This window comes from Microbacterium sp. ET2 (assembly GCF_030347395.1).
Classification (GTDB): Bacteria; Actinomycetota; Actinomycetes; order Actinomycetales; family Microbacteriaceae; genus Microbacterium; species Microbacterium albipurpureum.
In genome coordinates, this window is record NZ_CP128170.1 from 1,200,167 (window position 1) to 1,223,541 (window position 23,375).

Here is a 23,375-nt window from a genome sequence, read left to right on the forward strand (position 1 = left end):
CGCGCGGGTCGGCGAGGAGGCGGTGGCGGAGCGCGTCGAGCTCGGCCGGGGAAGCGTCGGGCCCGACGACCAGGCCCTTGCCGCCCGACCCGTCGACGGGCTTGACCACGGCTCGTCGAGCCGGTCGAGCACCTCCTCGAGGGCACCCGGGTCTTCCAGCCGCCAGGTGTCGACGTTCTTCAGGATCGGCTCCTCGGCGAGGTAGTACCGGATGAGGTCGGGCACGTAGGTGTAGATGAGCTTGTCGTCGGCGACCCCGTTGCCCACGGCGTTGGCGATCGTGACGTTGCCCAGCCGCGCGGCGAGCATGAGGCCGGGGGCACCGAGCATCGAGTCGGCGCGGAACTGCAGCGGGTCGAGGAAGTCGTCGTCCACCCGACGGTAGATGACGTCGACGCGCTTGGGCCCGCGGGTCGTGCGCATGAACACCTTGCCGCCGATGCAGAGGAGGTCGCGCCCCTCGACGAGCTCGACGCCCATGAGGCGCGCGAGGAGGGTGTGCTCGAAGTACGCCGAGTTGTACACACCGGGGGTCAGCACGACGACGTTCGGCTCCTCGACCCCGGGCGGGGCCGACGCGCGAAGCGCCGCGAGGAGCTTGTTGGGATACTCGCCGACGGGCCGCACCCTCATCGAGACGAAGAGCTCGGGAAGGGTCTGAGCCATCACGCGGCGGTTGGAGATGACGTACGAGACGCCCGACGGCACGCGCACGTTGTCTTCGAGCACGCGCATCTCGCCGTTCTCGTCGCGGATGAGGTCGATCCCCGACACCTGGATGCGCACGCCGTTGGCGCTGTGGATGCCGGCGGCCTGCCGGTAGAAGTACTGGGATGACGCGATGAGACGTGCCGGCAGGACGCCGTCGCGTACGCAGTGCTGATGGCCGTACGCGTCGTCGAGGAATGCCTCGAGGGCCCGCACCCGCTGCTTCACCCCGGCCTCGATGCGCGACCACTCGTCGAAGGCGATGATGCGCGGTACGGCGTCGAGCGGGAAGGGGCGCTCCTCGCCGGCGAAGTCGAAGGTCACACCCTGCGCGAGGTACGAGCTCGCAAGCGATTCGGTGCGCCCCCGCAGCTCCTCCTGCGTCATCTGCGCCAGGGCCTGGTAGAGCTCGCGATAGGCCTCCCGCGACTCCGCCCCCGCCGAGCCGTTGCGCGACACCGCGAACATCTCGTCGAACGGAGCGATCCCCGCGGGCGACCGGCGGGGCGTCAGTGTGGCGCCGTAGCCGTCGAACAGGTCACCCATGCCCCGAGCCTAGTCCGGGGCGTGTTGCCGAAGTGTTTCGACCCGGCGGAAGCCGACCTCGCTAGGCTGAGCGACACCTCGATCGGAAGGACGCCATGCGCATCCTCGTCACCAGCTCCCGCAACACCTTCGCGCTGGATCTCATCCGCAAGCTCGGGAGCATCGGACACACCGTGTATGCGAGCGACACCTACGGCGGGGCGGTGGGCAGCCATTCACGGTTCGCCGCCGGTCACCTCGTGACCTCGTCGCCGCGCTTCGCCACCAACGCCTTCATCGCCGAGGTGTCGGCGTTCGTCGACGCGCACGAGATCGAGGTCATCATCCCCACCTTCGAGGAGGTCTTCTACCTCGCCGCACGCCAGGGCGATCTCCCCCAGGGTGTCCGGGTGCTCACCGGCACGTTCGGCGATCTCGCGCGCCTCCACGACAAGGCGAGCTTCCAGCGTCTGGCCGAGGAGGCGGGCGTGCCGATCCCCGAGACCGTCGTGGTCACCAGCGACGAGGAGCTCGTCGAGACCATCGGCCGCTTCCCCCGGTATTTCGCCCGTGCGGCGTTCTCGCGCGGCGGCGTGGGACTGCTGACCAACACCGGCCCGCTCGCCGGCAAGACCCCGGTGGACCAGTGTCATCCCACCCCCGAGCAGCCCTGGCTCGTGCAGCCCTTCGTCGACGGGCCGATGGTGTGCTCGTACAGCATCATCGTCGACGGCCGTGTGACCGCCCACACGACGTACGTGGCCGCGGAGCAGTGGGCGCACAGCACGGCGATCGCGTTCCTCGCCGTCGACAGCACCGACACCCTCGCCTACGCCCAGCGCATCGTCGACTCGCTCGACCCCGGGTTCACGGGCCAGCTGTCGTTCGACTTCGTCGACCACGGCGACGGCCTGCGGATCATCGAGTGCAACCCCCGACCCACCAACGGGATCATCCTGCTGGATGCCGGCGATGTCGGCCGTGCCCTCACCGGCGACGTCGACGAGCCCGTCGTCGCCGAGCCCGGCACGGAGCGCGAGATCACGCTCGCCGTGGTCGCCGACTGCTTCGCCGAACCGCTGTCGCACCTGCCGACGTCGCTCCACGATCTGCTCCACGTGAAGGATGTCGGAAGCGGCTGGCACGACAGCCTCGCGATGATGTGGAGCCCCGCGACCATCGTCCACGGGGCGAAGATCCAGCACGGTGACCGCAAGGAGATCCTCGCCGCCCTGGGCGACGACATCGTGTGGAACGGCGAGCCGATCGACGGGATGACCTCCGCCGATGCCGCCGCCCTCGACGCGGTGCACGCCGGGCGGGTCTGACCCCGCTCAGCGTCCGAGGAGCCCTTCCGCGCGGGAGAGCGCGCGGAGGAGATCGGGCAAACGCGCCCCGGCGCCGCGCCGCGGCAACCGGTCGAGCAGCGCCGCTTCGCCGGGAAGGCGATGCTGGCTCCCGCGCACCAGGCGCCGGACGGCGTTCAGGAGCGCGACCGGGTGGGTGTCCAGCGCGCTATGACCGTTCTCGAGGGTCACAAGTACCCCGTCCTGCGCGGTCCGCGCCGTCCGCTCGGCGATCGCGGGAGGCGTGCGGAGGTCTCTCGTTCCGCTGACGACGACCAGCGGCCACGCGAACGCCGGCGTGAGTGCGGGAAGGTCGTATGGCTCCCCCGCGAACGGGGGGAACCGTGCCGCCAGCGGCGCGTAGGTCGCGGCGGGGTCCAGCGGCAGACCGTCGAGGGGCGCCCCGTACGCGAGCTCCCGGAAGGCGATCACCCCGGCGATGTCGAACTCGTACACCCCCGGGATGTGGGCGATGTCGTCATCGCGCGTGGCGTAGGTGGTCAGCACCCGCCACGTCAGTCCCAGCCCCCGACGCAGGCGGCGTCGAGCGAGCGCCTCGGCGAGTTCCGGTCCCACCAGCTCGTAGGCGGCGCGGACGACATCCAGCACGGAGCGCGCGTCCTCCCCGCGATCCACCAGCGCGCGCACGTCGGCGGACAGCCGATCGCCCGCGTTCCAGAACAGCCCGCGCACGCGCTCCCGCTCGATCGCCAGATCGGCCGTGGACTGCAGAGGCGAGTCCAGCAGCATCCGTTCGACACGGTCTGGGTGACGGACACCGAATGCGGATGCGAGATAGCTGCCATAGGACGACCCGACGACGACCGCGCGTGCGATGCGTTCGCGGTCGAGCACCGCGGCGATGTCGTCGAGGACGGCGGGGATCCGCATCGCCGAGGGGGGCAGGGGCGCCCCGGCGAGGTCGGTGCGGGACAGCCCGACCCCCCGGTGCTCGACCATGATGACGTCGAGGCCTCCGCTCGCGGCGATGCGCCGCACGCTGCGGTAGGGGCGGACCGAGGCGAGGCCCGGGCCGCCGGGGAGGATGACGACCGGTGTCGCACCGCGCGGCCCCGAGCGCACGTACGACAGGTCGAAGGCGGGCGCGTCGGCGCCCTCCGGGCGGCGAACGGCCTGGATGCGTTCGCCGCGAGCTCCTGCCATGCGGCTACTCTGTCGCATCGCCCCCACCCGCGCCATGCGACGACGCAACCCGCACCCGCGTGGAGCGGCATAGGCTCGAGACGTGGCGGATGCTCGAGGCCGAGGAGCAGAACGCGCGAGGGTCCAGGACGGCTGGCTCGCCGCAGCGGCCGGTGCCGTAGCCGCGGTGTTGGGTGCGGGCCTCGGCGAGTTGTCCGCGGCGCTCATCGCCCCGGCATCCAGCCCCTTCGCCGCCATCGGCGGCGCGCTCATCGACGTCGCCCCTTCCTGGGCGAAAGACACGGCGATCGCGTGGTTCGGCACCGCCGACAAGGCCGCCCTCCTCACCGGAATCGCACTCGTGCTTCTCGCGGTCGCGGCGGTCGCGGGCCTCCTCGAGCGTCGCCGCCCCCCGATCGGGCTGGCGATCGCCGTCGCCCTCGGGGTCGTCGGCGCCGCCGTCGCTCTCACGCGGGCCGACGCCGGCGCGCTGTCATGGCTGCCGTCGTCGATCGCCGGCGCGACGATGGCGGTGAGTCTGCGGATGCTGCTGCGCCTCCTTCCCGCGACGGCGGAGCGTTCGGACGATGCGCCCCCGACGACCCCCGACCGACCCTCGGAGATCGACCGACGCCGCTTCCTCGTGTGGACCGGCGGCGCCGCCGCCGTCGGTCTCGTCATGGTTCTCGGGGCGACGCTCGTGAGCGGCGGCAGCCGCGCCGTCGCGGCGATCCGGGCCGCGCTGCGGCTCCCCGACCCGGCCGTGGCCGCGCCCCCCGTTCCGGCCGGTGCCGAGCTGAACATCTCGGGACTGGCCGACGTCATCACCCCGAACGACTCGTTCTACCGCATCGACACCGCGTTGGTCGTGCCGCAGATCGACCCCGCCGACTGGTCGCTCCGTATTCACGGAATGGTCGAGAACGAGGTCGTCCTCACGTGGGACGAGCTGGTCGCCCTCCCTCTGGAGGAGGGGTACGCCACCATGTCGTGCGTGTCCAACGAGGTCGGCGGCACCCTGATCGGCAACGCGCGGTGGCTCGGCTACCCGATCCGGGAGCTCCTCGCCCGGGCACGCCCGATGGCGGACGCCGACATGGTGCTGTCCCGATCGATCGACGGCTTCACCGCGTCGACACCGCTCGAGGCACTCACCGACCCCGACCGCTGGTCGATCCTCGCCGTGGGGATGAACGGGGAACCCCTCCCGCTCGAGCACGGGTTCCCGGTGCGGATGGTGGTACCGGGGCTGTACGGCTACGTCTCGGCGACGAAGTGGGTCGTCGACCTCGAGGTGACCCGCTTCGACCGGGCGACCGCGTACTGGACCGACCGTGGATGGTCCGAACGCGGTCCGGTCAAACTGCAGTCGCGCATCGACGTGCCCCGCCCCGGTCAGGGATTGAGCGCGGGCGACACCGTCATCGCGGGGGTCGCCTGGCAGCCGCATGTCGGCATCTCACGCGTGGAGGTGCAGGTCGACGACGGCCCCTGGGAGGACGCGACCCTCGCCACAGCGATTTCGGATGACACGTGGGTGCAGTGGAGCCTGCCGTGGCGGGCGACGGCGGGGCGCCACGTGCTGCGCTGCCGCGCCACCAATGCGCTCGGCGAGACGCAGACCTCCGAGGTCGTCGGCGTCATCCCCGACGGCGCGACGGGCTGGCACGAGTTCCCCGTCGACGTCTTCTGAGCCGCGGGCGCGGGCGGACAGGCAGGAGCCCCCTCGCGCAACAGGTGGCGCACCTGGGAACGGCGAGAGCGTGGAGTCGTCTTTGTACGCATTGCGGTTTTCTAGACGCATTGCGTACACTGGCCAGGCGGGCGGTGTCCGGCCGAGGGTCGCCCGAGGGAGACGAGGTCGACGATGCCCGAGCTGAGAAGCAACCTGCCGCCCACCTCCGCGCTCGGGATCGCCCGGCGCGCACAGTGGAGGTCGCTCGGCATCGCCGCGTCGGACCTCACCAAGCCCAAAGTGGCGATCGTCAACACGTCGTCCGACCTGGCGGCGTGTTACGCGCATCTCGATGACATCGTCCCGGTCCTCAAATCCGAACTGCGCGACCACGGACTTCTTCCGTTCGAGATACGCACGGTCGCCCCCTCGGACTTCGTCACGAGCGCCGGGCGCGCCGGCCGCTACATCCTCCCGAGCCGCGATCTGATCGTCGACGACATCGAAGCGGCAGTCGAGGGCGCGAAACTCGACGCGATGATCTGCCTGAGCTCGTGCGACAAGACGACCCCTGCGCATCTGATGGCGGCGGGCCGCCTGAACATCCCGACCGTCATCATCCCCTGCGGGTATCAGCATTCCGGGCTCGCTGAAGGCCGCGAGGCCGATGTGGAAGAGGTGTTCCTCCTCGCTGCGCAGGCGGCCGTCACCGGCGCGCCGACCGACCATCTCGCCGACCTCGCCGACGATGCGATCCTCGGACCGGGCGTGTGCGCGGGTCTGGCGACGGCGAACTCGATGCACATGGTCGCCGAGGCGCTCGGCATGGCGATGCCGGGGTCCGCGCCCGTTCGCGCGAACAGTGAACGGATGTGGGCGGGTGTCCGCGCGTCCGCCGCCGCGCTCTCCGACCTGATCGCCCGCGACGTCCGCCCGCGCGACATCATCACCGCCGGGTCGATCACGAACGCGGTGAGGACCATGCTCTCCGTGGGCGGTTCGATGAACACCATCAAGCATCTGCAGGCGATCGCCGTCGAATCCGGGCTCGACGTCGACGTGTGGGAGCTGTTCCGCACGCTCGGGCGGCAGACGCCCCTGCTGGCGGCGGTGCGACCCAACGGCCCGTGGCTCGTGGAGCAGTTCGAAGATGCCGGAGGCGGGGCGACCGTCCTGCGGGAGCTGCTTCCGCTTCTGGCGGCTGACGAGATGACGGTCGCCGGAACGACGGTCGCCGAGAACGCGCACCGTGCTCCGGCGGCGGACGGCACGGTGATCCGGCCGCTCGCCGATCCGTTCGGGACGGACCCGGCGATCTCGGTCCTGCGGGGATCTCTCGCGCCCGGCGGGGCCGTTGCCAAGCGACCGGTGCCCGATCCCGGACCGCACCGGTTCCGAGGTCCGGCACGCGTGTTCGGCGATCGCGACGAGGCGATCGCAGCGATCGCCGACGGTCGCCTCCGCCGGGGCGACGTCGCGGTCATCCGCGGCATCGGTGTCGCCGGCGCGCCCGGAATGGGGCTGACATCCGCATTCATCTTCGCCCTGCACGCCCGTGGCCTGGCCGAGCACGTCGCGCTCGTGACGGACGGGCAGTTCAGCGGCCTGGTCAACCAGGGCATCTCCATCGGTGAGGTCTCGCCCGAGGCGGCCGCCGACGGACCGCTGGGCCGGGTGCAGGAGGACGACATCATCGACATCGACCTCGCAGACGGGCGGGTCGACCTGCTCGTCTCCGCCGAGGAGCTGGCAGCGAGGGAACCGTACCGGGCTCCGCTGGAGCGCGACACCGGCGGCGGGTTGCTCGATCACTACGAGCAGCTGGTGCAGCCGCTCAGCTGCGGCGCGGTGCTCTGCGCACGGCCGAACGCCGACCTGTGCGCGCGACGGGATTCCGCCGGCAGCGCGACCCGACCCGAAGCCGGTCTGCAGCCCACAACGAAGGAGAGCGCATGAACACCACCAGCATCCGAGTGCCGGCCGCAGATGTGCCGGTCATCGGCGAGTACGACGTCGTGGTGGTCGGGGGCGGGCCCGCCGGTCTCTTCGCCGCAGCCTCGGCCGGTCGCGCAGGCCGGTCGACGCTGCTGATCGAACGGTACGGCTTCCTCGGCGGCGCGGGAACGATGGGCGGCCTCAGCACGTTCTGCGGACTGCACGCCCGGGTGCACGGCGAGGACGTACGGGTGATCCGCGGACTTACCGACGAGTTGCTCGAGCGCCTCGAGGCGCTCGACGGGCTCAACCCTCCTCACCTGAGCGTCGACAACCGCATCATGGCGCAGGCCTTCGACATCTCGGCGTACAAGATCGCCGCCGATGAGCTGATCGCCGCCTCCGGCGTCGACCTGCTCTTCCACGCCACGGCCGTGGGGGCGGTGATGGACGGCGACCGGATCGATGCGGTCATCATCGAGTCCAAGTCGGGCCGCCAGGCGGTCCGCGGGCGCATGTTCGTCGACGGATCGGGTGATGCCGATCTCGCGGTCTGGGCCGGTGCTCCCGTGGAGCGGTCCGAGCATCTGCTCTACCCCTCGCTGATGTTCCGGATCAACGGCGTCGACCCGATCGCGGCGGGGCCCGCGTGGAAGACGATCCGCCGGGTCATGGAAGAGGCCGAGGAGGCGGGTACGCACCGGTTCCCGCGCAAGAAGCCGATCGTGAGGCCCCAGCGTCATCCGATCGAGTGGCGCTCCAACCTCACGCAGCTCAGCAACGACGACGGGAGCGCTGTCGACGGCACCGACGTGAAGCAGCTGACTCACGGGGAACTGCAGGGACGGCAGCAGGTGAAGCACACCTTCGCCTTCATCCGCGAGCGCACACCAGGGTTCGAAGAGTCGTACGTCGTCGACATCGCCCCGCAGATCGGAATCCGCGAGACGAGGCGGATCGTCGGCTCCTACAGCCTGACCGAGGAGGACATCCTCGGCTGCGCGGACTTCGACGACACGATCGGCGTGAACGGGTGGCCGGTCGAGGCGCACGTCGCGGGCGACGTCGAGTTCCGGTTCGCCGACAGCGCGAGCCGAGGCTTCAATCAGCTCCCCTACCGCATGCTGGTGCCGCAGGGTGTGCCGAATCTCCTCGTCGCCGGCAGGTGCGCCTCGATGACCCAGCGCGGCCAATCCTCCGGCCGGGTCACGGGTCCGTGCTTCGTCATGGGGCAGGCAGCCGGCACCGCCGCCGATCTTGCGCTCGCGTCGGACGGTGACGTCGCGCACGTGGATGTCGGCCTCCTGCAGGAGCGCCTCGTCTCCGCCGGTGTCTACCTGGGCACCGAGTTGCCGTCCGCCTCGATGGCGGTTCCGACACCGGCCTGACCGGAACGGAAGAGGTGGGGGTTCGCGGCGCGGTGACGCGCCGCGATCTCGGCCGCCGCCTCACGCAAGACGGGCACGATCTCCGCGGTGAGGGTCTCGGCATCCGACCTCACCGTCGTCGAAGACACGGTGAGCGCCGCCACCGCGAGGTCGTCCACGACCACCGGCACGGCCGCAGCGATCATGCCGGGATGGAGTTCCTCGAGCGACAGATCGTACCCGCGGCGGCCAACCTCCTCGAGGTGCGCCCGCAGGGCCGCGGCCTCGACGATCGTCCGGGGCGTGAAGCGCTCGCGGGGCTGACCATCGAGGTAGCGCTCCCGCGACACCGGGTCGAGGCTGGCGAGGAGGACCCGGCCCACCGCCGTGGCGTGGGCCGGCAGCCGCATGCCGATGCGGACCGCGTCCGGCAGCGGGCGCCTCTCCTCCACGCGCGCGACGTGGATGACGTCGTAGCCGTCGAGCACCCCCAGGCTGCACGTCTCACCCGTCCGGGCCACGACGTCGCTCATGACGGGGTGGGCGATCTCCGGCAGCGACGATGACGCGAAGTAGCCGGCGCCCAGTTCCAGGATGCGTGCGGTCAGACTCCACCTGCCGTTCTGCACCCGGACGTAACCGAGGTGCTCGAAGGTCAGCAGGATGCGTCGCACCACCGGGCGCGGCAGCCCGACCCGATCGGCCACGCCGCTCACGCTGAGCGCGGCGTCATGGCCGCCGAAGGCCCTCAGCACCGCGACCGCACGCTCGATGCTCTGGATACGGTCGCGTGATCGTTCTTCGGCCACCGTTCTCCCACCCGCGTCGTCTCGCGCTCGCGCGCCCCGCTCTCATCCTAAAGAGCGGGGCGCGCGCAGCTCGAGGATCACGTCTCCGAGCGCAGCCCGTACACCGACTCGTGCCACGGGATGAAGAAGCGCTTGGCCTCATTCACGATGAGATAGAGCACCAGACCGATCAGCGCCAGCAGCAGAATGAGGGCGAACGTCCTCGCAGCGTCGAGAGAGTTCATCGCTCTCACCACCATCGCACCGAGTCCCTCGCTCCCTCCCAGGTACTCGCCCACGATGGCTCCGGTCGTGGCCAGCACGATGCCGACCTCCATCCCGGCGAAGAGGTAGGGCTGCAGGCTCCGCAGTTCGAGCTGCGTGAACGTCTGGGCGCGCGAGGCGTTCAGGCTGCTCATCACCTCGCGCTGGCCCTGCTCGACGGACCGAACGCCCAGGAGCACGTTCAGCATGACGGGGAAGAAGGCCAGAAGCGCAGCGAGCACGATCTTGGAGGTCATCCCGAACCCGAACCAGATGACGAACAGCGGGATGAACGCCACCTTCGGTGCGACTTGCGAGATCACGATGAGGGGGCGGATGCTCAGTTCGAGCCAGGGAAGCTTGCCGAGCACCACGCCGACGATGACGCCGAGGATGACCGCCACAGCGAATCCGATGAGGATCTCGCTCACGGTGATGCCGAGCTCCGCCCACGTCGCGGGATCGGTGACGAGAACGACGAAGGCCTGCCCGACCGCGGCCGGCGGGGGGAAGACGAACGGGTTCACATCACCGAGGGTGACGTAGAGCTGCCAGGCCACGATGATCAGGATCACCAGCGACGGGGTGACGATCCACGGCAGGATCTTCAGCATCCGACCCTGCGGCTGCCGGCGCTGTACCGCGACGGGCGTCGTCGGCGCATCATCGACCGTCGCGCGGGCGCCGGGGGCGCTGGTCGGCTCATGTGTCCGGGTGGTCTGGGACATCTCAGTGCTCCTCGTCGAGGTCCTGGCGCAGCGCGCGGACGATGTCGTTGAATTCGGGGGTGGTCTGCAGATCGATCGTGCGGGGCTTGGGCGTGTCGACGGGGAGGATCTGACGGATCCGACCCGGCCGCGGCGTCATGTGGACCACCCGGTCCGCGAGGAAGACCGCCTCGGGGATGTCGTGCGTGACGAAGACCACCGTCGAATTCGTCTCCAGCACGATGCGCTGCAACTCGAGATTCATCCGCTCCCGGGTCAGCGCATCGAGAGCGCCGAACGGCTCGTCCATGAGCAGGAGGTCGGGGCGGGTGCTCAGTGCGCGGGCGATGGCGGCTCGTTGACGCATTCCACCGGAGAGCTCGCGGGGATAGGACTTCTCGAACCCCGAGAGTCCGACGAGCGCGGCCAGCTCCTGCGCCCGTTCACGTCGCTCACGTTTGCCCACTCCGCGGAGCTTCAGAGGCAGTGCGATGTTGTCGAGAACCGAGAACCAGGGGAAGAGGTTGCTCTCCTGGAAGACGAATCCGAGCTTCGTGATCGCCGTCGGATCGACGCGGCTGCCCTTCCACAGCGGCTTGCCGTCGACCTCGATCGTTCCGGCGCTGGGGGCGAGAAGCCCGCCGATCATGCGCAGGAGGGTCGTCTTGCCGCAACCGGAACGGCCGATGAGCGCGACGAATTCGCCCCGCTGGATATCGAGGTCGATTCCCGATACCGCGTGCGTGACGCCCGACTTGGTGTGGAAGTCGCGACCGATGCCCTGGATCTTGAGCCTGGGCCTGTCGACCTCGGTGGTGGGGGGAAGAACGGATGCGACGGTCTCGCTGGCCATCGTCGGCCTCCTGTGTCGTCGTGATGATCGGGGGGGTGCGTGGTGACCCCGCCCGGGAAGCGGGCGGGGTCACCATCGTTTCAGTCGCCGGGCACGTAGTCGTTGGTGATCCACTCCTGCGGGTCCTTGCCGCCCTGCAGGAGTCCGGCATCGACGTAGGTGTCGTACGTGGTCTGCCACGCCTCCAGGTCGTTCTCCAGCAGGCGGACGTCGGCGGCCTCGTTGACCCACGTCTCGGTGGTGTAGATCTTCAGAGCCTCGACGGCGACCTGGTCGTCCTCCAGCGCCGGGAACGACCAGTCGCCGCTCTCCCGCAGCGTCTGCAGCACGTTCTCGAAGTCGTTGGGTGCGTCGTCGATGACATCCTGGACTGCTTCGTCGATCGCGGCGAGGAATGCTTCGAGGTCTTCGACGAGTTCGGGATCCTCGAGATTGTCGGCGGTGGTGATCCAGGTCTGGATGTCGGGAGCGTCGGTCAGACCCGCGCGATCGACGACCGCATCGTCGTTCTGCTGCGCGATCGCGAGCGAGGTGTCCAGGCTCACGATGTACCCGTCGAGCTGCCCCTGACGGACCACCTCCATGGTGGCGCCCGTCACCGGCACGGCCTGCCGGGTTACCGAGTCCAGCGGGACGCCGTCCGCGCCGAGCGCCAGATCGAGCATCTTCTCGCTCGTCCCGCCGAGCGAGCCCATCCCGATCGTGGCGCCTTCCATGTCCGCCGTGGAGGTGATGGAGTTGTCTTCGGTGGAGGCCACGCGCAGGTTCGACTTGTAGGCCATCGTCCCGATCGAGCGGAGCTCCTGCCCCTGCTCCATGGCGGGGAAGACATCGACCGTGCTGGCGCGGGTGATCGGGGTCGCCCCACCCAGGAGCGCCTGGATGGCCGCGGCCGTGCCCTGCACCGGCTGCAGCTGAACGTCGAGCCCGTGCTTTTCGAAGTATCCGCCCGAGTAGGCGAACATCTCCGGCGTGAAGCTGAAGGACTCCAGCGGGAGGAAGGTCACGACGAGCATCTTCGTGAGTTCGGTCTCCTGCTCGTCGCCATCGGACGCCGCGGGGGCTCCCCCCGTGGAACAGGCCGTCAGCGCCAGCGCGCCTGCAGCCAGGAGCGCGGTGGCGACGCGGGCGTTTTTCCGCCTGCGGGACGTGGCCGGGGGACGCACTGCTCTGCTCATTTCTGACTCCTGTGTCGGGATGATCCGCCCACGCCATTGCGGGCGGCAGTGACGAGTCTGCAGAGCGCTTTCGCGTCGTCCAATGACCTTTTCATTGTACGGAACGCCGTGTCGATCACGTCGAGGACGAAGCGGATTCGAGGATCGTGACGACGCCGCTTTCGCCGTCGACGCGCACGAGGTCACCGGTGCGGATGGTCTCCAGGGGGCGGGGAAGCGCCTGCACCACTGTGGGCACGCGCGTGACGATCGCGCCGAGCACCGCCTTGGTGGTGAGCACGTCGAAGACCATCGCGGCCGGCGCCGTTCCCATCAGCCGGGTGCTCTGGAAGAAGCCCGACCAGCCGGATGAGCCCTTGGCGCCCGGGAACACCAGCACACGGCCGGTGAAGCACACTCCGAAGAGCTCGTGCCGCGGCTCGATCACCGTTCCCGTGGCGACGTCGATACCACCGAAGCCCGAGATCGGTTCGCGGGTGACCAGTGCCGGCGCCTCGACGACGCCGGGCACGATCCCGCGCCCGCAGAGCTCGATCACCGCAGCCCGCCTCCCCAGCGCCCGGTGAGCGCGGCGTCCACGCACTCCGCCAGCGTTCCGAACCAGGCCTCGATCCCGAGGATCGCCGGCAGATAGTGCGCCTGCTTCGCGGAGTCGGTCGCGAAGACCCGCGTCCCGGGCGGAGCCGCCCGCGACATCGCTGGGCAGGAGTCGGTCAGGACGCGGCCCCCGGCGGCGGTGATCGTGCGGGTGTATCCGTTGCGGAAGGCGACGGATGACAGCGCACGCGGCATCATGACCCACAGCTCGGTGTCGGCGTGCAGGCGACGACCCTCCAGCAGAGCGGCGAGCTGAGCGACCTGATCCAAAGAGGCGTGCGGGCACCCCAGGAGCACGAAGTCGACGTCGCGGCTCGTTCCGCGGCTGTTGAGCGCGTCATAGACCGCGGCCCGTTCGCGGGCGCCGTAGGAGACCGGTTCGGCGATGCGGGCTCCGCCGAAGGCGGCCTCCAGAGTCGGCGCCTCCGGAGTGATGCCCGGCAGGTGGTAGAGCTCCACGCCTCCGGAGGTGGCGGTCGCGGCGCCGAAGTGCTTCAGGTCGGCGAGGTCCGGCTGGCCCAGCTTCCCCACGACCGCAGGTCGCGCCTCCTGCACCAGTTCTCCCACGAAGTAGCCGAGCATCCCCCATTCCTGGAAGCCATCCACGGTGACGTCGGCACGGACGAGATGGGTGGCGTGCCGGCTCTCCGGGAGGTGATTGCCCCAGTAGGGGACCTTGCCGGTGAGGGCAGCCGCACCGGTCGACGACGCGCCCTCGCAGTTCGTGCGCGCCCCGAGGACCGAGTTGCAGTACACCACCGCCGAGGACTCCATCCAGGCGCAGTGCTCTCCGCGAACAGGCAGGTTGCCGACCTGGTAGGGGGTGCACGTGGCGAGGATGTTGACGCCGCGGTCACTGAAGTACGACTCGGCGTCGTCCTGCAGGCGGATGGAGGAGTCGGCATAGTGCGTGAGCCCCGAGGCGTCACCGGCGAATCCGTGCTGGAGCTGACAGGTCGGCACCTTCATGCGCGGAATCTCGATGTCTCGATCGCAGTCGAGGTTGATCACCGCGTAGGCCTTCGCCCACCCGCCCTCCTCGACGAGCTTCGCCTTCGCCGGGGACGGCTGGGTCATCGTGCCCGCGACGTTGCGGGTCTCCACGAGCCGCTCAGCGCCGAGCGCGTCGCCGTAGCGCACCAGCAGGTCCATCGCTGCGGCGACGGCCTCGCCCTCAGCGCCGTCACGCATCCGCTTCTCATCGTCGGTGAGACGCATGGGCTCGCCTAGTGTGCGGCGTCTGCGGGCAGGATGACGCGGTCGAGGGCGTAAGGGGTGGGCTCCAGCGCCTTGGCCATGATCGCCTCCATGACGTTGACCGGCACGAGGCAGTCGGCGCACGCTCCTTCGGTCGCATCGATCCGCACCACGATTCGCTGCGGGTCCGACGGCTCCCAGCTGAGGACGTAGCCGTCGGCGGCCATCATGTCGGTGAACTGCCGCAGCGCCTCGTCGACCGTCTGCGGTTTCGTGGCTTCGGTCATGCTGTCGCTCCGATCTGCTGATGCGAGTACGGGTGCACCCGGGGCGGGTTGAGCGTGAAGATCTCGACGACGGCCGAGACCCCCGCGTTGTCGGCCCCGGCGACCATGATCTGGATCGAGGTGGGATTGCTCAGCGCCCGGACCTCATCGGGCTCCTCCGTCTGGCTGGCGGAGTCGGGCATGGAGTCGGGGTGCGTCGCCGCGAGACGCCAGCGCGTCTTGTGCGACAGGGCATCCTTGCCGACCGCGACGAGGTCTTCGCGCTTGCGCACCGCGTTGTCGTACACGAAGGACCGAAGGTCGTCCTTGCTCCAGCCGGCCGATGCGAACACGTCCGCGTGCTCGGGCGTGAGCACCAGCAGCGCACTGGTGTACTCGTGGATCAACGCTCCGGTGCGCACGATCGTGTCCGTCAGATCTCGCGCGAGCTGCTCAGGCGACTGCGTGTGCCGAGCCTCGATGTGGATGACCGAACGGATCACGAACGCCGTCACGACGTCGTCGGAGGCCTCGAATCCATGCTCGGTGTGGAGGGCCGGCCACGGGCTCTGCTCCTCGTTCTCGGCGATGCACGCCGAGTACTTCGCCGGTGTACCTTGAGTCGCCTGGTCGAGCTTGTGCGGGTGCAGTCCGAAGACGTTGATGCAGCCCAGTCGGATCGCGCGTCCGATGGTGGCGTTCGCACGGAAGCCGGAGCCGAAGATGTTGCCGGTGCTGTTGAGCCCGATCCGCTCACGGACGGGACCGTTGACCACGAGAAGCGGCGCGGTGCCGGTCGTGGACTGCCAGATCCCCCGTGCCGGGTGCGGCTCTTTCGCGATGGCCTCCCACGCGGCCACCACGACGGGGAAGTACTCGCTGCGGCAGCCCGCCATCGCCGCGTTGATCGCCGCGAGCCGCACCGTCAGATGACGGTTCAGATGGGTGATGGAGAAGAGCACCTCGTCGGGGTCGCGCGCAACCGTGGCGAGGAACTCCGCCAGCAGCGTCTCGGTCACGGGAACGACGGGGAGGCCGTCGGTCCACTCCTTGTCGAAGTAGTGCTCGACGATCTCTCGCAGCGCGTCGGCCTCCGCGGTCGTGGTCTCATCCATGGTCGTCGGCGAGCCTCATCGTCCCTCCTCCACTCCGAGAATCCTCAGCACCTCGGGCATCGCGGTCATCGCGCGCTCGCGGACCTCCTCGGCTGTCAGACTCGCCATCGGGTGCTTCACCGCGTAGAAGTCGAACCCCGGGAAGCCTTGGACCGACGCCATCGCCTGACCCGACATCAGGAACGAGTCGGAGGTGATGCTGACGGTCGGCACGCCCGCGCGCTCGAACATGATCCCGTCCGCGACCGTGGCCGCGCTGCAGGATCCGCAGTCTCCGACGGCGGTGATGACGACGTCGCACTCGCGGACGATCTCCTCGAGCAGCGTCTCCTTCACGGGCGTTCCGAAGTAGTCCTTCGTGTAGAGCCGCGCCTCGCCGGCGCCGTGATGCTCCTGCAGCTGCGCGGCGATCGTCTCGAGCAGCAGGGTGGAGTTGGGCTTGGTGTTGTCGAGGAGCCCGATCGTGAGCCCCCTGAGGCTGACCGGTCGCGGCGACAGCGTGGTGTCGGCTGCGCCCGCCTCCATCCCGGTCGGGTCCAGCAGCGCTTCCAGCTGTGCCATCGCGATCTCCCTCGGTGCGTCTCGGTCGGAACGTCGACAGGATGGCATGGCGGCCGCACCGGACTGCACCCTCGTTTTCGCTGTGCGGAAGAGTGCGTGCCCCGTGCGGGGCGGCCTGGCCAGGATGGGGCGACGACCTGAAGCCGACCCGAGGAGGACCCGTGCCCACTCCCCCTCCCGCGACGATGCGGGCGGCGATTCTGGCGGAGGACCGACTGGAGGTGCGCGAGATCGCCACCCCTGTTCCGGAACCGGGCGAGGCCCTCCTCCGCGTGAGCGCGTGCGGCGTCTGTCACACCGACCTGCACGTCATGAAAGGCGAGGTGCGCTTTCCGCGGCCGGCGGTGCTCGGTCACGAGGTGAGCGGATCGATCGTGGCCATCGGTGCCGGCACCGCCGATACGCGCACGCTGCGGGTGGGCGACCGCGTCGCGGCCGGGTTCATCATGCCGTGCGGCACGTGCGCACAGTGCGCACGCGACCGCGACGACCTCTGCACCGAATTCTTCCGGCGCAACCGGCTCGAGGGAACGCTGTACGACGGCCGGAGCCGGCTGGCGATGCCCGACGGCTCGTTCCTGGCGATGTACTCGATGGGAGGCCTCGCCGAGTACGCCGTCGTCCCCCTGACGGCGCTCACGAGCCTCGACGACGACCTCGACCTCGACACCGCCTGCATCCTGGGCTGCTCCGGGCTCACCTCCTACGGAGCTGTCTTCCGGGCCGGCGCGGTCGCACCGGGGATGTCCGTGGCCATCGTCGGTGTCGGCGGCATCGGGACGAGCCTGATCCCGATGACCCGCGCGGCCGGCGCCGAGAGGATCGTGGCGATCGACATCGCGCAGGAGAAGCTCGCGCGAGCGAAAGACCTCGGCGCGACCGATGTGGTGGATGCCGCGCGGGAAGATCCCGTCGCGCGCGTTCGCGAACTCACGGGCGGGGTGGACGTCGCGTTCGAGGCACTCGGACGACCCGCGACATTCGCCCAGGCGGTGGGGATGCTTGCCGACGGCGGGCGGATGGTGGCGATCGGCATCGCGGCGGGGGCCGCAGCCGCCGAGGTCGAGATCACCCCGCTCGTACGCCGGGGACAGCAGATCATCGGGTCGTTCGGCGCGCGGACTCGCACCGACCTGCCGCAGGTCGCCGCGCTGGCCGCATCCGGTTCTTTCGATCCCGCAGATCTCGTCTCTCGCCGATACACGCTCGACGAGGCGGACGAGGCCTACCGGGCGCTCTCCCGTGGCGAGATCACGGGACGCGCCATCATCACCATGAGCGCCGCGCGCGCAGCAGAGGAGCAGGAATGACGACGGCCTTCACCCTGGAAGATCTCCCCGACGCGATCGGAAGACGGCTCGGCCCGTCGTCATGGCACCCCATCACGCAGGACGACATCGACGTCTACGCCGATCTGACCGGCGACGACAATCCCATTCATGTCGATGCCGAGGAGGCGGCGGCCTCACCCTACGGCGGGCGCATCGCCCACGGCATGCTCACGCTGAGCATGGTCGTGCGGCCGCTGCGGGAGATCTACCGCGTGACCGGGGCGGGCATGGGGATCGTGTACGGCTACAACCGCATCCGGTTCCCCCAGGCTGTCCGCGCCGGCGCCCGCATCCGGGTGAGCGGCGAGGTCGCCGACGTGACGGAGGTCGCCGGCGGGTATCAGGTCACCCTCTCACTCACCTTCGAGGTGGAGGGTGCGACCAAACCGGCGGTCGTGGCGGAGCTCGTCCTGAGGCACTACCGATGAGCGGGGTGACGCTAACCGACCGGGTCGCGATCGTCACGGGTGCCGGCCGCAGCCTCGGACGAGCGTATGCGCGGGCGCTGGCCGAGGCCGGAGCGGCAGTCGTCGTCAACGACGTCGACGAAGCCGTCGCGGCCGAGGTCGTCGGGGAGATCGTCACGGCGGGAGGCCAGGCGGTCGCATTTGTCGGTGCGGTCGGTCCGTCGCAGACCGCGGACGCGCTCGTGACATCCGCTCGCGAGAACTTCGGGCGTCTGGACGTCCTCGTCGCGAACGCGGGGGTCCTGCGCGATCGGGTGCTGTGGAAGATGGATGACGCGGACTTCGACCTCGTCGTCGACACGCACCTTCGCGGATCCTTCACCTGCGGACGGGCCGCGGCGTCGTTCATGAGGGAACAGGGCGAGGGGGGCAGGATCATCCTCATCGGCTCACCCGCGGGGCAGTTCGGCAGCTTCGGCCAGACGAACTACGCCGCGGTGAAGGCCGGGCTCGTGGCGATGGCGCGCACCTGGTCGCTGGAGCTCGCTCGCGCAGAGATCACCGCAAACGCGGTCATCCCGACGGCGCTGTCGCCGATGACCGCCACGATCCCCGCCTACGCGCGGGTCTATCAGGACTATCTGGCCGGCATTCCGATACCCGAACGGTTCCGCCGCGACAACGCACTCGGGACTCCCGAGGACGTCGCACCGCTCATCGTGTGGCTCGCATCAGAGGCGTCGCGGGGCGTGACCGGGCAGGCGATCGGCATCGGTGGCGACAAGCTCACCCTGTACGCGCACCCGACCGCGCTGGACGCTGCCTACGCGGCCGGCGGGTGGGATGCCGCGGGGATCGACGAGGTGTGGCGCGCCCGGTTCGCGCCCCTCGCGCAACGCAGCGGCCCTCCGGTCAGAGAGCAGCCCGCATCGTGATCTCGGTGCATTACAGCGATCTCTGGCAGGGAATCGCGCGGGCCGATCCGGAGCGACCGGCGATCATCACCTCGGACGGGGAGATGTCGTACGCGCGCTTCGCCGCCGAGGCCGGTGCCCTCGCTCGCCACCTGCAGGAGCGCGGACTGGTGGTCGGCGACGCGGCGGCGATGCTGCTGTACAACCGTGCCGAGTACCTGACGTTCCTGTGGGCGTGCCTGTCCATCGGCGTCGCGCCGGTGGCCATCAACTATCGCTACCGCGCCGGCGAAGTGCGCGCCCTGCTGCAGGACTGCGACGCACGCGTCCTGCTCGCGCCGACCTCGCTGGCGCACGTGGTCGGCGAGGCGAACGCGGGCCTCGATCACCCCGTGGCGGTGATCTCGGTCGACGACGGCGTTCCGGCGATCGACGGCGCGGCCTCGTGGACCGAGATCGTCCACGAGGGCGGCGCGATGCCCGAGCGTGCGCCGAGCGGCGCCGACATGCGCCTGTACACCGGCGGGACCACGGGGGCTCCCAAAGCGGTGGTGTGGGACGTCGACACCCTGCTCCACGCCCGCCGGCAGTCGACGTGGGGCATCGTGGGACTCGAGCCCCCCGCGGATCTGGCGCAGGCGGTGCGCATCGCCGTCGACCCGGCGACCCCGCGCGTGGTGACTCTGCCGCTGCCGCCGCTGCTGCACGGCACGGCCCAGTCGACGACCATGGGCACGCTCGCCCTCGGCGGCACGGTCGTGCTGCAGAGCGGGGCGAGCCTCGACGTCGACGAAGCGCTGCGGCTGGCCCGAGCGCACCGGGTGACGCGGATCATCGTGGCAGGGGATGCCGTGGCGCTGCCCTTCGTCGAGGCGATCGAGCGCAGCGGCCGGCGTCTGGCCGACCTCAGATCGGTCCTCAGCTCGGGCATGCGATTCAGCGACGACGTGAAACGCCGACTGCACGCGCAGGGCGACGTCATGATCGTCGACCTCCTCGCCTCCAGCGAGGGGGGTCCCTTCGCGTTCGGCGTCACCCACCGCGCCGAAGACCTGCCGGCCCGGTTCGTGACCACGCCCGAGACGGTGCTGCTGGATCCGGACCTCAACGAGGTGGCGCCCGTCGCCGGCGCCCTCGGCATCCTCGCCTTCCGCGGCGTGCTCCCGTCGGGGTACTACGGCGACCCCGAGAAGACGGCGCGCTCGTTCCCCGTCATCAACGGCCGACGATACGTGATGCCGGGCGACTGGGCGCGTTCCCGAGGCGACGGATCGATCGAGCTGCTCGGCAGACTGAGCGCGGTCGTGAACACCGGCGGCGAGAAGGTGTTCCCGGCCGAGGTCGAGGACGTGCTGCTGGCGCATCCGAGCGTCGATGACGCGATCGTCTTCGGGCTTCCCGACGCTCGCTTCGGCGAGTCGGTGTGCGCGATGATCGCCCCGGTGCCCGGTGACACGATCGACACCGCTGCGCTCGTGGTGCACCTCAACGCGCACCTGGCCGGTTTCAAGAAGCCACGCCACTTCTTCGTCCGCGACAGCCTCGGCCGGTCCGCGTCCGGCAAGATCGAGCTCGCCCGGGTGAAGGAGGATGCCGCCCGCGAGCTGGCGGGGCGGGCAGCGCAGGAGGTCGTCCGATGAGCACCGGACCGGGAATCGACATCGCCGCCGTCACGGCGATCGATGTCCACGTGCACGTGCAGATCGACGACAGCGGTCGCACCGCTTCGCCGCGTGCGCTGACCGAGGCGATGGCGGCGTACTTCGGCAGCAGCGAGAAGCCCCGCACGGTCGATCAGACGGCGACGTACTACCGCGAACGGGGAATGGCCGCGGTCGTGTTCACCGTCGACGCGACGACGAACCTCGGTCACGCACCCAACAGCATCGACGACCTCGCTGCCGGAGCGCGGCGCAACGCGGATGTGCTGATCGCTTTCGGCAGCGTCGATCCGCTGCAGGGCCCGGCTGCCGTCGAAGAGGCGCGACGCCAGGTGCACGAACTGGGGGTCCGCGGGTTCAAGTTCCACCCGTCGGTGCAGGCCTTCGATCCCTCGGCGGAGGAGTTCACCCCCCTGTGGGCGGCGATCGAGGAGATGCAGGTGCCGATCATCGTCCACACCGGCCAGACCGGGGCGGGAGCGGGAACGCCGGGCGGGTGGGGGTTTCGGCTGTCGCTGTCGAACCCGATGCTGCTGGACGACGTCGCCGCCCGGCATCCGCATCTGCAGATCATCATGGCCCACCCCAGCGTCCCCTGGCAGGACGAGGCGCTCTCGATCGCCACGCACAAGGCGAACACGTGGATCGACCTGTCGGGGTGGTCACCGAAGTACTTCTCCCCCGCCCTGGTGCGCGCGGCACGGACCTACCTGAAGCACAAGATGCTGTTCGGCTCGGACCTGCCCGCGCTGACCCCCGACCGGTGGCTGAAGGACTTCGCGCTGCTGGAGTACCCGGAGGACGTGGAGCGGATGATCCTCAAAGACAACGCCGTCCGCCTGCTCGGGCTGGAGGTGTGATGACCGCCCTGACCGACCTCTTCGGCTACACCGAACTGCTCTCCGACGCCGAGTCGGCGAAGCTCGCGGACCTGCGCGCCCTGCTCGAGGAGCGTGCTCGTCCTCAGCTGGCGCAGTGGTGGGAGCAGGGTGAATGCCCGGCGCATCTGCGCTCAGACCTGGCTGCGCTGCGGCTCGAGGACGACCCGGCCCTGCTCGACGGCCGGGACCTGCCGCGCGCGCTCTATCTCGGCTTCCGGCACTTCGAACTGGCGCGCTTCGACATGTCGATCGGAACGCTCTACGGCGGTCAGGTCGCGATGTTCCGAACCCTCATCCGCAAAGGCGGGTCGGCCGAGCAGGTCGCCCGCTGGGACCCGCACATCCCCTCCTTCGCGTTCACCGGCTGCTTCGCGCTCACCGAGCCCGACCATGGCTCGGACGTCGCGGGGAGCCTGACCACGACCGCGGTCCGCGACGGCGACGAATGGCGGATCACCGGCCGCAAGCGCTGGATCGGCAATGCCGCGCTGTCGGACGTCGTCGTCGTCGTGGCGCGCGACAGCGCCGACGGGAACGCGAAGGCGTTCGTCGTGCCGCGCGAGGCCGACGGTGTCTCGCTCGAAGACATCCGCGGTAAGATCGCGCTTCGGATGGTGCGCAACGCCGACATCGTGCTCGATGACGTCCGCGTCGCGGAGACGGACCGACTGGGGCGCATCGACTCGTTCCGCGACATCGCAGCGATCCTCGCCGATCTGCGCTACGTCGCCGGGTGGAACGCCGCGGGCCTGCAAGCCGGCGCCTACGAGGCGGCTCTGCGGTACACCCGCTCGCGCGAGCAGTTCGGACGCCCGATCGCGGGGTTCCAGCTAGTGCAGGAGAAGCTCGCCCGGATGCTCGGCAACGCCACCGCGACGCTCGCGATGGCGGTGCGGCTCACTGCGCTCCGCGACGCGGGCACGGCGGAAGAGCTCCACTCCGCGCTTACGAAAACGTGGGCGGCGGACCGCGCACGAGAGACCGTCGCCCTGGCGCGCGAGGTGTGCGGCGCCGAGGGCATCCGGGTGGACTCGGACGTCGCGCGCTACTTCGCAGACGCCGAGGCTCTGTACACCTTCGAGGGCACCCACGAGATCAACTCGCTGATCGTCGGCCGGGCGATCACGGGACTGAGCGCCTTCACCCGCTGACGCCCTTCAGCCTTCGGCGCGTCCGAATCCGGCGTTGTCGAGTGCGCGGGAGATGGAGGCCGCGGTGAGCCGCACCAGATGGATCATGTTCTTGCCGTCGACATCCTGCTCGGTCAGCGCCAGCGAGACGGCGGCGACCACGGTCTTGTCTGCGCCGCGGACGGGAGCGGCCACACCGATGTGGACGTCGTCGACCTGCCGGTCGCTGACCGCGTAGCCGGTGTGGCGGATGTCATCCAGCAGGCGGTCGAGAACGACGGGGTCGGTGAAGGTGCGCGGCGTGAAGGCCTCGAGTTCGCCGGCGAGCACTTGAGCGCGCACCTCATCGGGAGCGTTCGCGAGCAGAACCAGCCCGATCGCGGTGGCGTGCAGCGGGTATCGCTTCCCGACCTGGGGTCGCCGGACCTGCCGCCGCGGACTCTGGAACCGCTCGATGGACACCAGCTCCAGCCCCTCGCGGATCGCCAGGTGCGAGGCGTAGCCGGTGGTCTCGTACAGATCCTGCATGTACGGCCGGGCCAGCCGCTGCAACCCCACCGACCGCGGGGCGAGCGAGGCGACCTCCCACAGTCGCAGCCCGATGTTGTAGTTCCCGTCGGTGTCGCGCTCGAGCGCTCCCCATTCGGTCAGTCGCCCCACGATGCGGTGGCAGGTCGCGATCGGCAGTCCGCTGCGGCGACTGATGTCCGAGAGCGACTGCCGGACGCGGCCGCCGTGAAAGGTGCCGAGAATCGCGAATGCCCGGTCGATCAGCGACCGCGACCCGTCTCCGGTCGTCTCCTGCAGCGGAGATTCCTGCGTCATC

The 23,375-nt window shown here is 69.9% G+C and carries 21 protein-coding genes and 1 pseudogene; 10 read left to right on the forward strand and 12 right to left on the reverse strand.

The features are described 5' to 3' along the window. Positions 1-46: 46 nt before the first annotated feature. Positions 47-1,254 (reverse strand): annotated as a pseudogene (locus QSU92_RS05880) (circularly permuted type 2 ATP-grasp protein); the annotation flags it as partial. Between the two features lie 95 nt (positions 1,255-1,349). Here QSU92_RS05880 and QSU92_RS05885 point away from each other — a divergent pair. Then, entirely contained in the window at positions 1,350-2,561 is a 1,212-nt protein-coding gene (locus QSU92_RS05885; protein WP_289265242.1) for an ATP-grasp domain-containing protein, read from the forward strand. 6 nt (positions 2,562-2,567) lie between these two features. On the opposite strand, the gene QSU92_RS05890 is transcribed toward QSU92_RS05885, so the two are convergent. Then, complete coding sequence (locus tag QSU92_RS05890) at positions 2,568-3,743, reverse strand: alpha/beta hydrolase (RefSeq protein ID WP_289265243.1); 1,176 nt, start codon at positions 3,741-3,743, stop codon at positions 2,568-2,570. Positions 3,744-3,825: 82 nt separating this feature from the next. Between QSU92_RS05890 and QSU92_RS05895 the strand changes: the two genes are divergently transcribed. The 3 genes from QSU92_RS05895 to QSU92_RS05905 all read left to right on the forward strand — a co-directional run bounded on the left by QSU92_RS05895 (position 3,826) and on the right by QSU92_RS05905 (position 8,720). Beyond that, positions 3,826-5,415, forward strand: coding sequence for a molybdopterin-dependent oxidoreductase (locus tag QSU92_RS05895; RefSeq protein ID WP_289265244.1), 1,590 nt, complete (start codon positions 3,826-3,828; stop codon positions 5,413-5,415). A gap of 174 nt (positions 5,416-5,589) precedes the next feature. Next, positions 5,590-7,353 (forward strand): dihydroxy-acid dehydratase domain-containing protein, encoded by a 1,764-nt coding sequence (locus QSU92_RS05900; RefSeq protein WP_289265245.1) that lies wholly within the window; start codon positions 5,590-5,592, stop codon positions 7,351-7,353. Then, entirely contained in the window at positions 7,350-8,720 is a 1,371-nt protein-coding gene (locus QSU92_RS05905) for an FAD-dependent oxidoreductase (protein WP_289265246.1), read from the forward strand. The genes QSU92_RS05900 and QSU92_RS05905 overlap by 4 nt, the downstream gene beginning before the upstream one ends. On the opposite strand, the gene QSU92_RS05910 is transcribed toward QSU92_RS05905, so the two are convergent. From QSU92_RS05910 to QSU92_RS05950, 9 genes are all read right to left on the reverse strand, one after another. Next, positions 8,666-9,508: an IclR family transcriptional regulator domain-containing protein gene (locus tag QSU92_RS05910; RefSeq protein ID WP_289265247.1), complete on the reverse strand. Its 843-nt coding sequence runs from the start codon at positions 9,506-9,508 to the stop codon at positions 8,666-8,668. The genes QSU92_RS05905 and QSU92_RS05910 overlap by 55 nt on opposite strands. A 77-nt stretch (positions 9,509-9,585) precedes the next feature. Further along, entirely contained in the window at positions 9,586-10,479 is an 894-nt protein-coding gene (locus tag QSU92_RS05915) for an ABC transporter permease (RefSeq protein WP_289265248.1), read from the reverse strand. Position 10,480: 1 nt separating this feature from the next. Further along, positions 10,481-11,311, reverse strand: coding sequence for an ABC transporter ATP-binding protein (locus tag QSU92_RS05920; protein WP_141939827.1), 831 nt, complete (start codon positions 11,309-11,311; stop codon positions 10,481-10,483). Between the two features lie 80 nt (positions 11,312-11,391). Further along, positions 11,392-12,489 (reverse strand): ABC transporter substrate-binding protein, encoded by a 1,098-nt coding sequence (locus QSU92_RS05925; RefSeq protein WP_289265249.1) that lies wholly within the window; start codon positions 12,487-12,489, stop codon positions 11,392-11,394. A gap of 115 nt (positions 12,490-12,604) precedes the next feature. After that, positions 12,605-13,027, reverse strand: coding sequence for an aconitase X swivel domain-containing protein (locus QSU92_RS05930; protein WP_289265250.1), 423 nt, complete (start codon positions 13,025-13,027; stop codon positions 12,605-12,607). Then, positions 13,024-14,304, reverse strand: coding sequence for an aconitase X (locus tag QSU92_RS05935; protein WP_289265251.1), 1,281 nt, complete (start codon positions 14,302-14,304; stop codon positions 13,024-13,026). Before QSU92_RS05935 ends, QSU92_RS05930 begins: the two co-directional genes overlap by 4 nt. Positions 14,305-14,312: 8 nt before the next feature. After that, positions 14,313-14,570 (reverse strand): hypothetical protein, encoded by a 258-nt coding sequence (locus QSU92_RS05940; protein ID WP_289265252.1) that lies wholly within the window; start codon positions 14,568-14,570, stop codon positions 14,313-14,315. Beyond that, positions 14,567-15,664 carry a hypothetical protein gene (locus QSU92_RS05945; protein WP_289265253.1) on the reverse strand — a complete coding sequence of 366 codons (1,098 nt, stop codon included), beginning with the start codon at positions 15,662-15,664 and terminating at the stop codon, positions 14,567-14,569. The genes QSU92_RS05940 and QSU92_RS05945 overlap by 4 nt, the downstream gene beginning before the upstream one ends. Before the next feature lie 15 nt (positions 15,665-15,679). Continuing rightward, a complete protein-coding gene (locus QSU92_RS05950; RefSeq protein ID WP_289265254.1) occupies positions 15,680-16,225 on the reverse strand; it encodes a UGSC family (seleno)protein in 546 nt (181 codons plus the stop codon). Between the two features lie 161 nt (positions 16,226-16,386). Here QSU92_RS05950 and QSU92_RS05955 point away from each other — a divergent pair, with 161 nt between their 5' ends. The 6 genes from QSU92_RS05955 to QSU92_RS05980 are packed head-to-tail and all read left to right on the forward strand — an operon-like array spanning position 16,387 to position 22,570. Continuing rightward, the gene (locus QSU92_RS05955) at positions 16,387-17,535 is read left to right on the forward strand and encodes a zinc-binding dehydrogenase (protein ID WP_289265256.1); all 1,149 of its coding nucleotides are present in this window, start codon (positions 16,387-16,389) and stop codon (positions 17,533-17,535) included. Beyond that, positions 17,532-17,984, forward strand: coding sequence for a MaoC family dehydratase (locus QSU92_RS05960; protein WP_289265258.1), 453 nt, complete (start codon positions 17,532-17,534; stop codon positions 17,982-17,984). Before QSU92_RS05955 ends, QSU92_RS05960 begins: the two co-directional genes overlap by 4 nt. Further along, positions 17,981-18,898 (forward strand): SDR family oxidoreductase, encoded by a 918-nt coding sequence (locus tag QSU92_RS05965; protein WP_289265259.1) that lies wholly within the window; start codon positions 17,981-17,983, stop codon positions 18,896-18,898. The genes QSU92_RS05960 and QSU92_RS05965 overlap by 4 nt, the downstream gene beginning before the upstream one ends. After that, positions 18,895-20,517, forward strand: a complete 1,623-nt coding sequence (locus tag QSU92_RS05970; RefSeq protein WP_289265260.1) for an AMP-binding protein — start codon at positions 18,895-18,897, stop codon at positions 20,515-20,517. Before QSU92_RS05965 ends, QSU92_RS05970 begins: the two co-directional genes overlap by 4 nt. After that, a complete protein-coding gene (locus tag QSU92_RS05975; RefSeq protein WP_289265261.1) occupies positions 20,514-21,398 on the forward strand; it encodes an amidohydrolase family protein in 885 nt (294 codons plus the stop codon). The genes QSU92_RS05970 and QSU92_RS05975 overlap by 4 nt, the downstream gene beginning before the upstream one ends. Continuing rightward, positions 21,398-22,570, forward strand: coding sequence for an acyl-CoA dehydrogenase family protein (locus QSU92_RS05980; protein ID WP_289265262.1), 1,173 nt, complete (start codon positions 21,398-21,400; stop codon positions 22,568-22,570). The genes QSU92_RS05975 and QSU92_RS05980 overlap by 1 nt, the downstream gene beginning before the upstream one ends. A gap of 6 nt (positions 22,571-22,576) precedes the next feature. Here QSU92_RS05980 and QSU92_RS05985 read toward each other — a convergent pair whose 3' ends face one another. Beyond that, the gene (locus QSU92_RS05985; RefSeq protein ID WP_289265263.1) at positions 22,577-23,374 is read right to left on the reverse strand and encodes an IclR family transcriptional regulator; all 798 of its coding nucleotides are present in this window, start codon (positions 23,372-23,374) and stop codon (positions 22,577-22,579) included. Position 23,375: the final 1 nt, after the last annotated feature.

Excerpts from the sequence above, each read along its gene's own strand:
- QSU92_RS05885 (WP_289265242.1), top strand. The coding sequence starts at position 1,350 with ATGCGCATCCTCGTCACCAGCTCCCGCAACACCTTCGCGCTGGATCTC.
- QSU92_RS05890 (WP_289265243.1), bottom strand. The coding sequence starts at position 3,743 with ATGGCAGGAGCTCGCGGCGAACGCATCCAGGCCGTTCGCCGCCCGGAG.
- QSU92_RS05900 (WP_289265245.1), top strand. The coding sequence starts at position 5,590 with ATGCCCGAGCTGAGAAGCAACCTGCCGCCCACCTCCGCGCTCGGGATC.
- QSU92_RS05905 (WP_289265246.1), top strand. The coding sequence starts at position 7,350 with ATGAACACCACCAGCATCCGAGTGCCGGCCGCAGATGTGCCGGTCATC.
- QSU92_RS05915 (WP_289265248.1), bottom strand. The coding sequence starts at position 10,479 with ATGTCCCAGACCACCCGGACACATGAGCCGACCAGCGCCCCCGGCGCC.
- QSU92_RS05920 (WP_141939827.1), bottom strand. The coding sequence starts at position 11,311 with ATGGCCAGCGAGACCGTCGCATCCGTTCTTCCCCCCACCACCGAGGTC.
- QSU92_RS05925 (WP_289265249.1), bottom strand. The coding sequence starts at position 12,489 with ATGAGCAGAGCAGTGCGTCCCCCGGCCACGTCCCGCAGGCGGAAAAAC.
- QSU92_RS05935 (WP_289265251.1), bottom strand. The coding sequence starts at position 14,304 with ATGCGTCTCACCGACGATGAGAAGCGGATGCGTGACGGCGCTGAGGGC.
- QSU92_RS05940 (WP_289265252.1), bottom strand. The coding sequence starts at position 14,570 with ATGACCGAAGCCACGAAACCGCAGACGGTCGACGAGGCGCTGCGGCAG.
- QSU92_RS05945 (WP_289265253.1), bottom strand. The coding sequence starts at position 15,664 with ATGGATGAGACCACGACCGCGGAGGCCGACGCGCTGCGAGAGATCGTC.
- QSU92_RS05950 (WP_289265254.1), bottom strand. The coding sequence starts at position 16,225 with ATGGCACAGCTGGAAGCGCTGCTGGACCCGACCGGGATGGAGGCGGGC.
- QSU92_RS05960 (WP_289265258.1), top strand. The coding sequence starts at position 17,532 with ATGACGACGGCCTTCACCCTGGAAGATCTCCCCGACGCGATCGGAAGA.
- QSU92_RS05965 (WP_289265259.1), top strand. The coding sequence starts at position 17,981 with ATGAGCGGGGTGACGCTAACCGACCGGGTCGCGATCGTCACGGGTGCC.
- QSU92_RS05975 (WP_289265261.1), top strand. The coding sequence starts at position 20,514 with ATGAGCACCGGACCGGGAATCGACATCGCCGCCGTCACGGCGATCGAT.
- QSU92_RS05980 (WP_289265262.1), top strand. The coding sequence starts at position 21,398 with ATGACCGCCCTGACCGACCTCTTCGGCTACACCGAACTGCTCTCCGAC.
- QSU92_RS05985 (WP_289265263.1), bottom strand. The coding sequence starts at position 23,374 with ATGACGCAGGAATCTCCGCTGCAGGAGACGACCGGAGACGGGTCGCGG.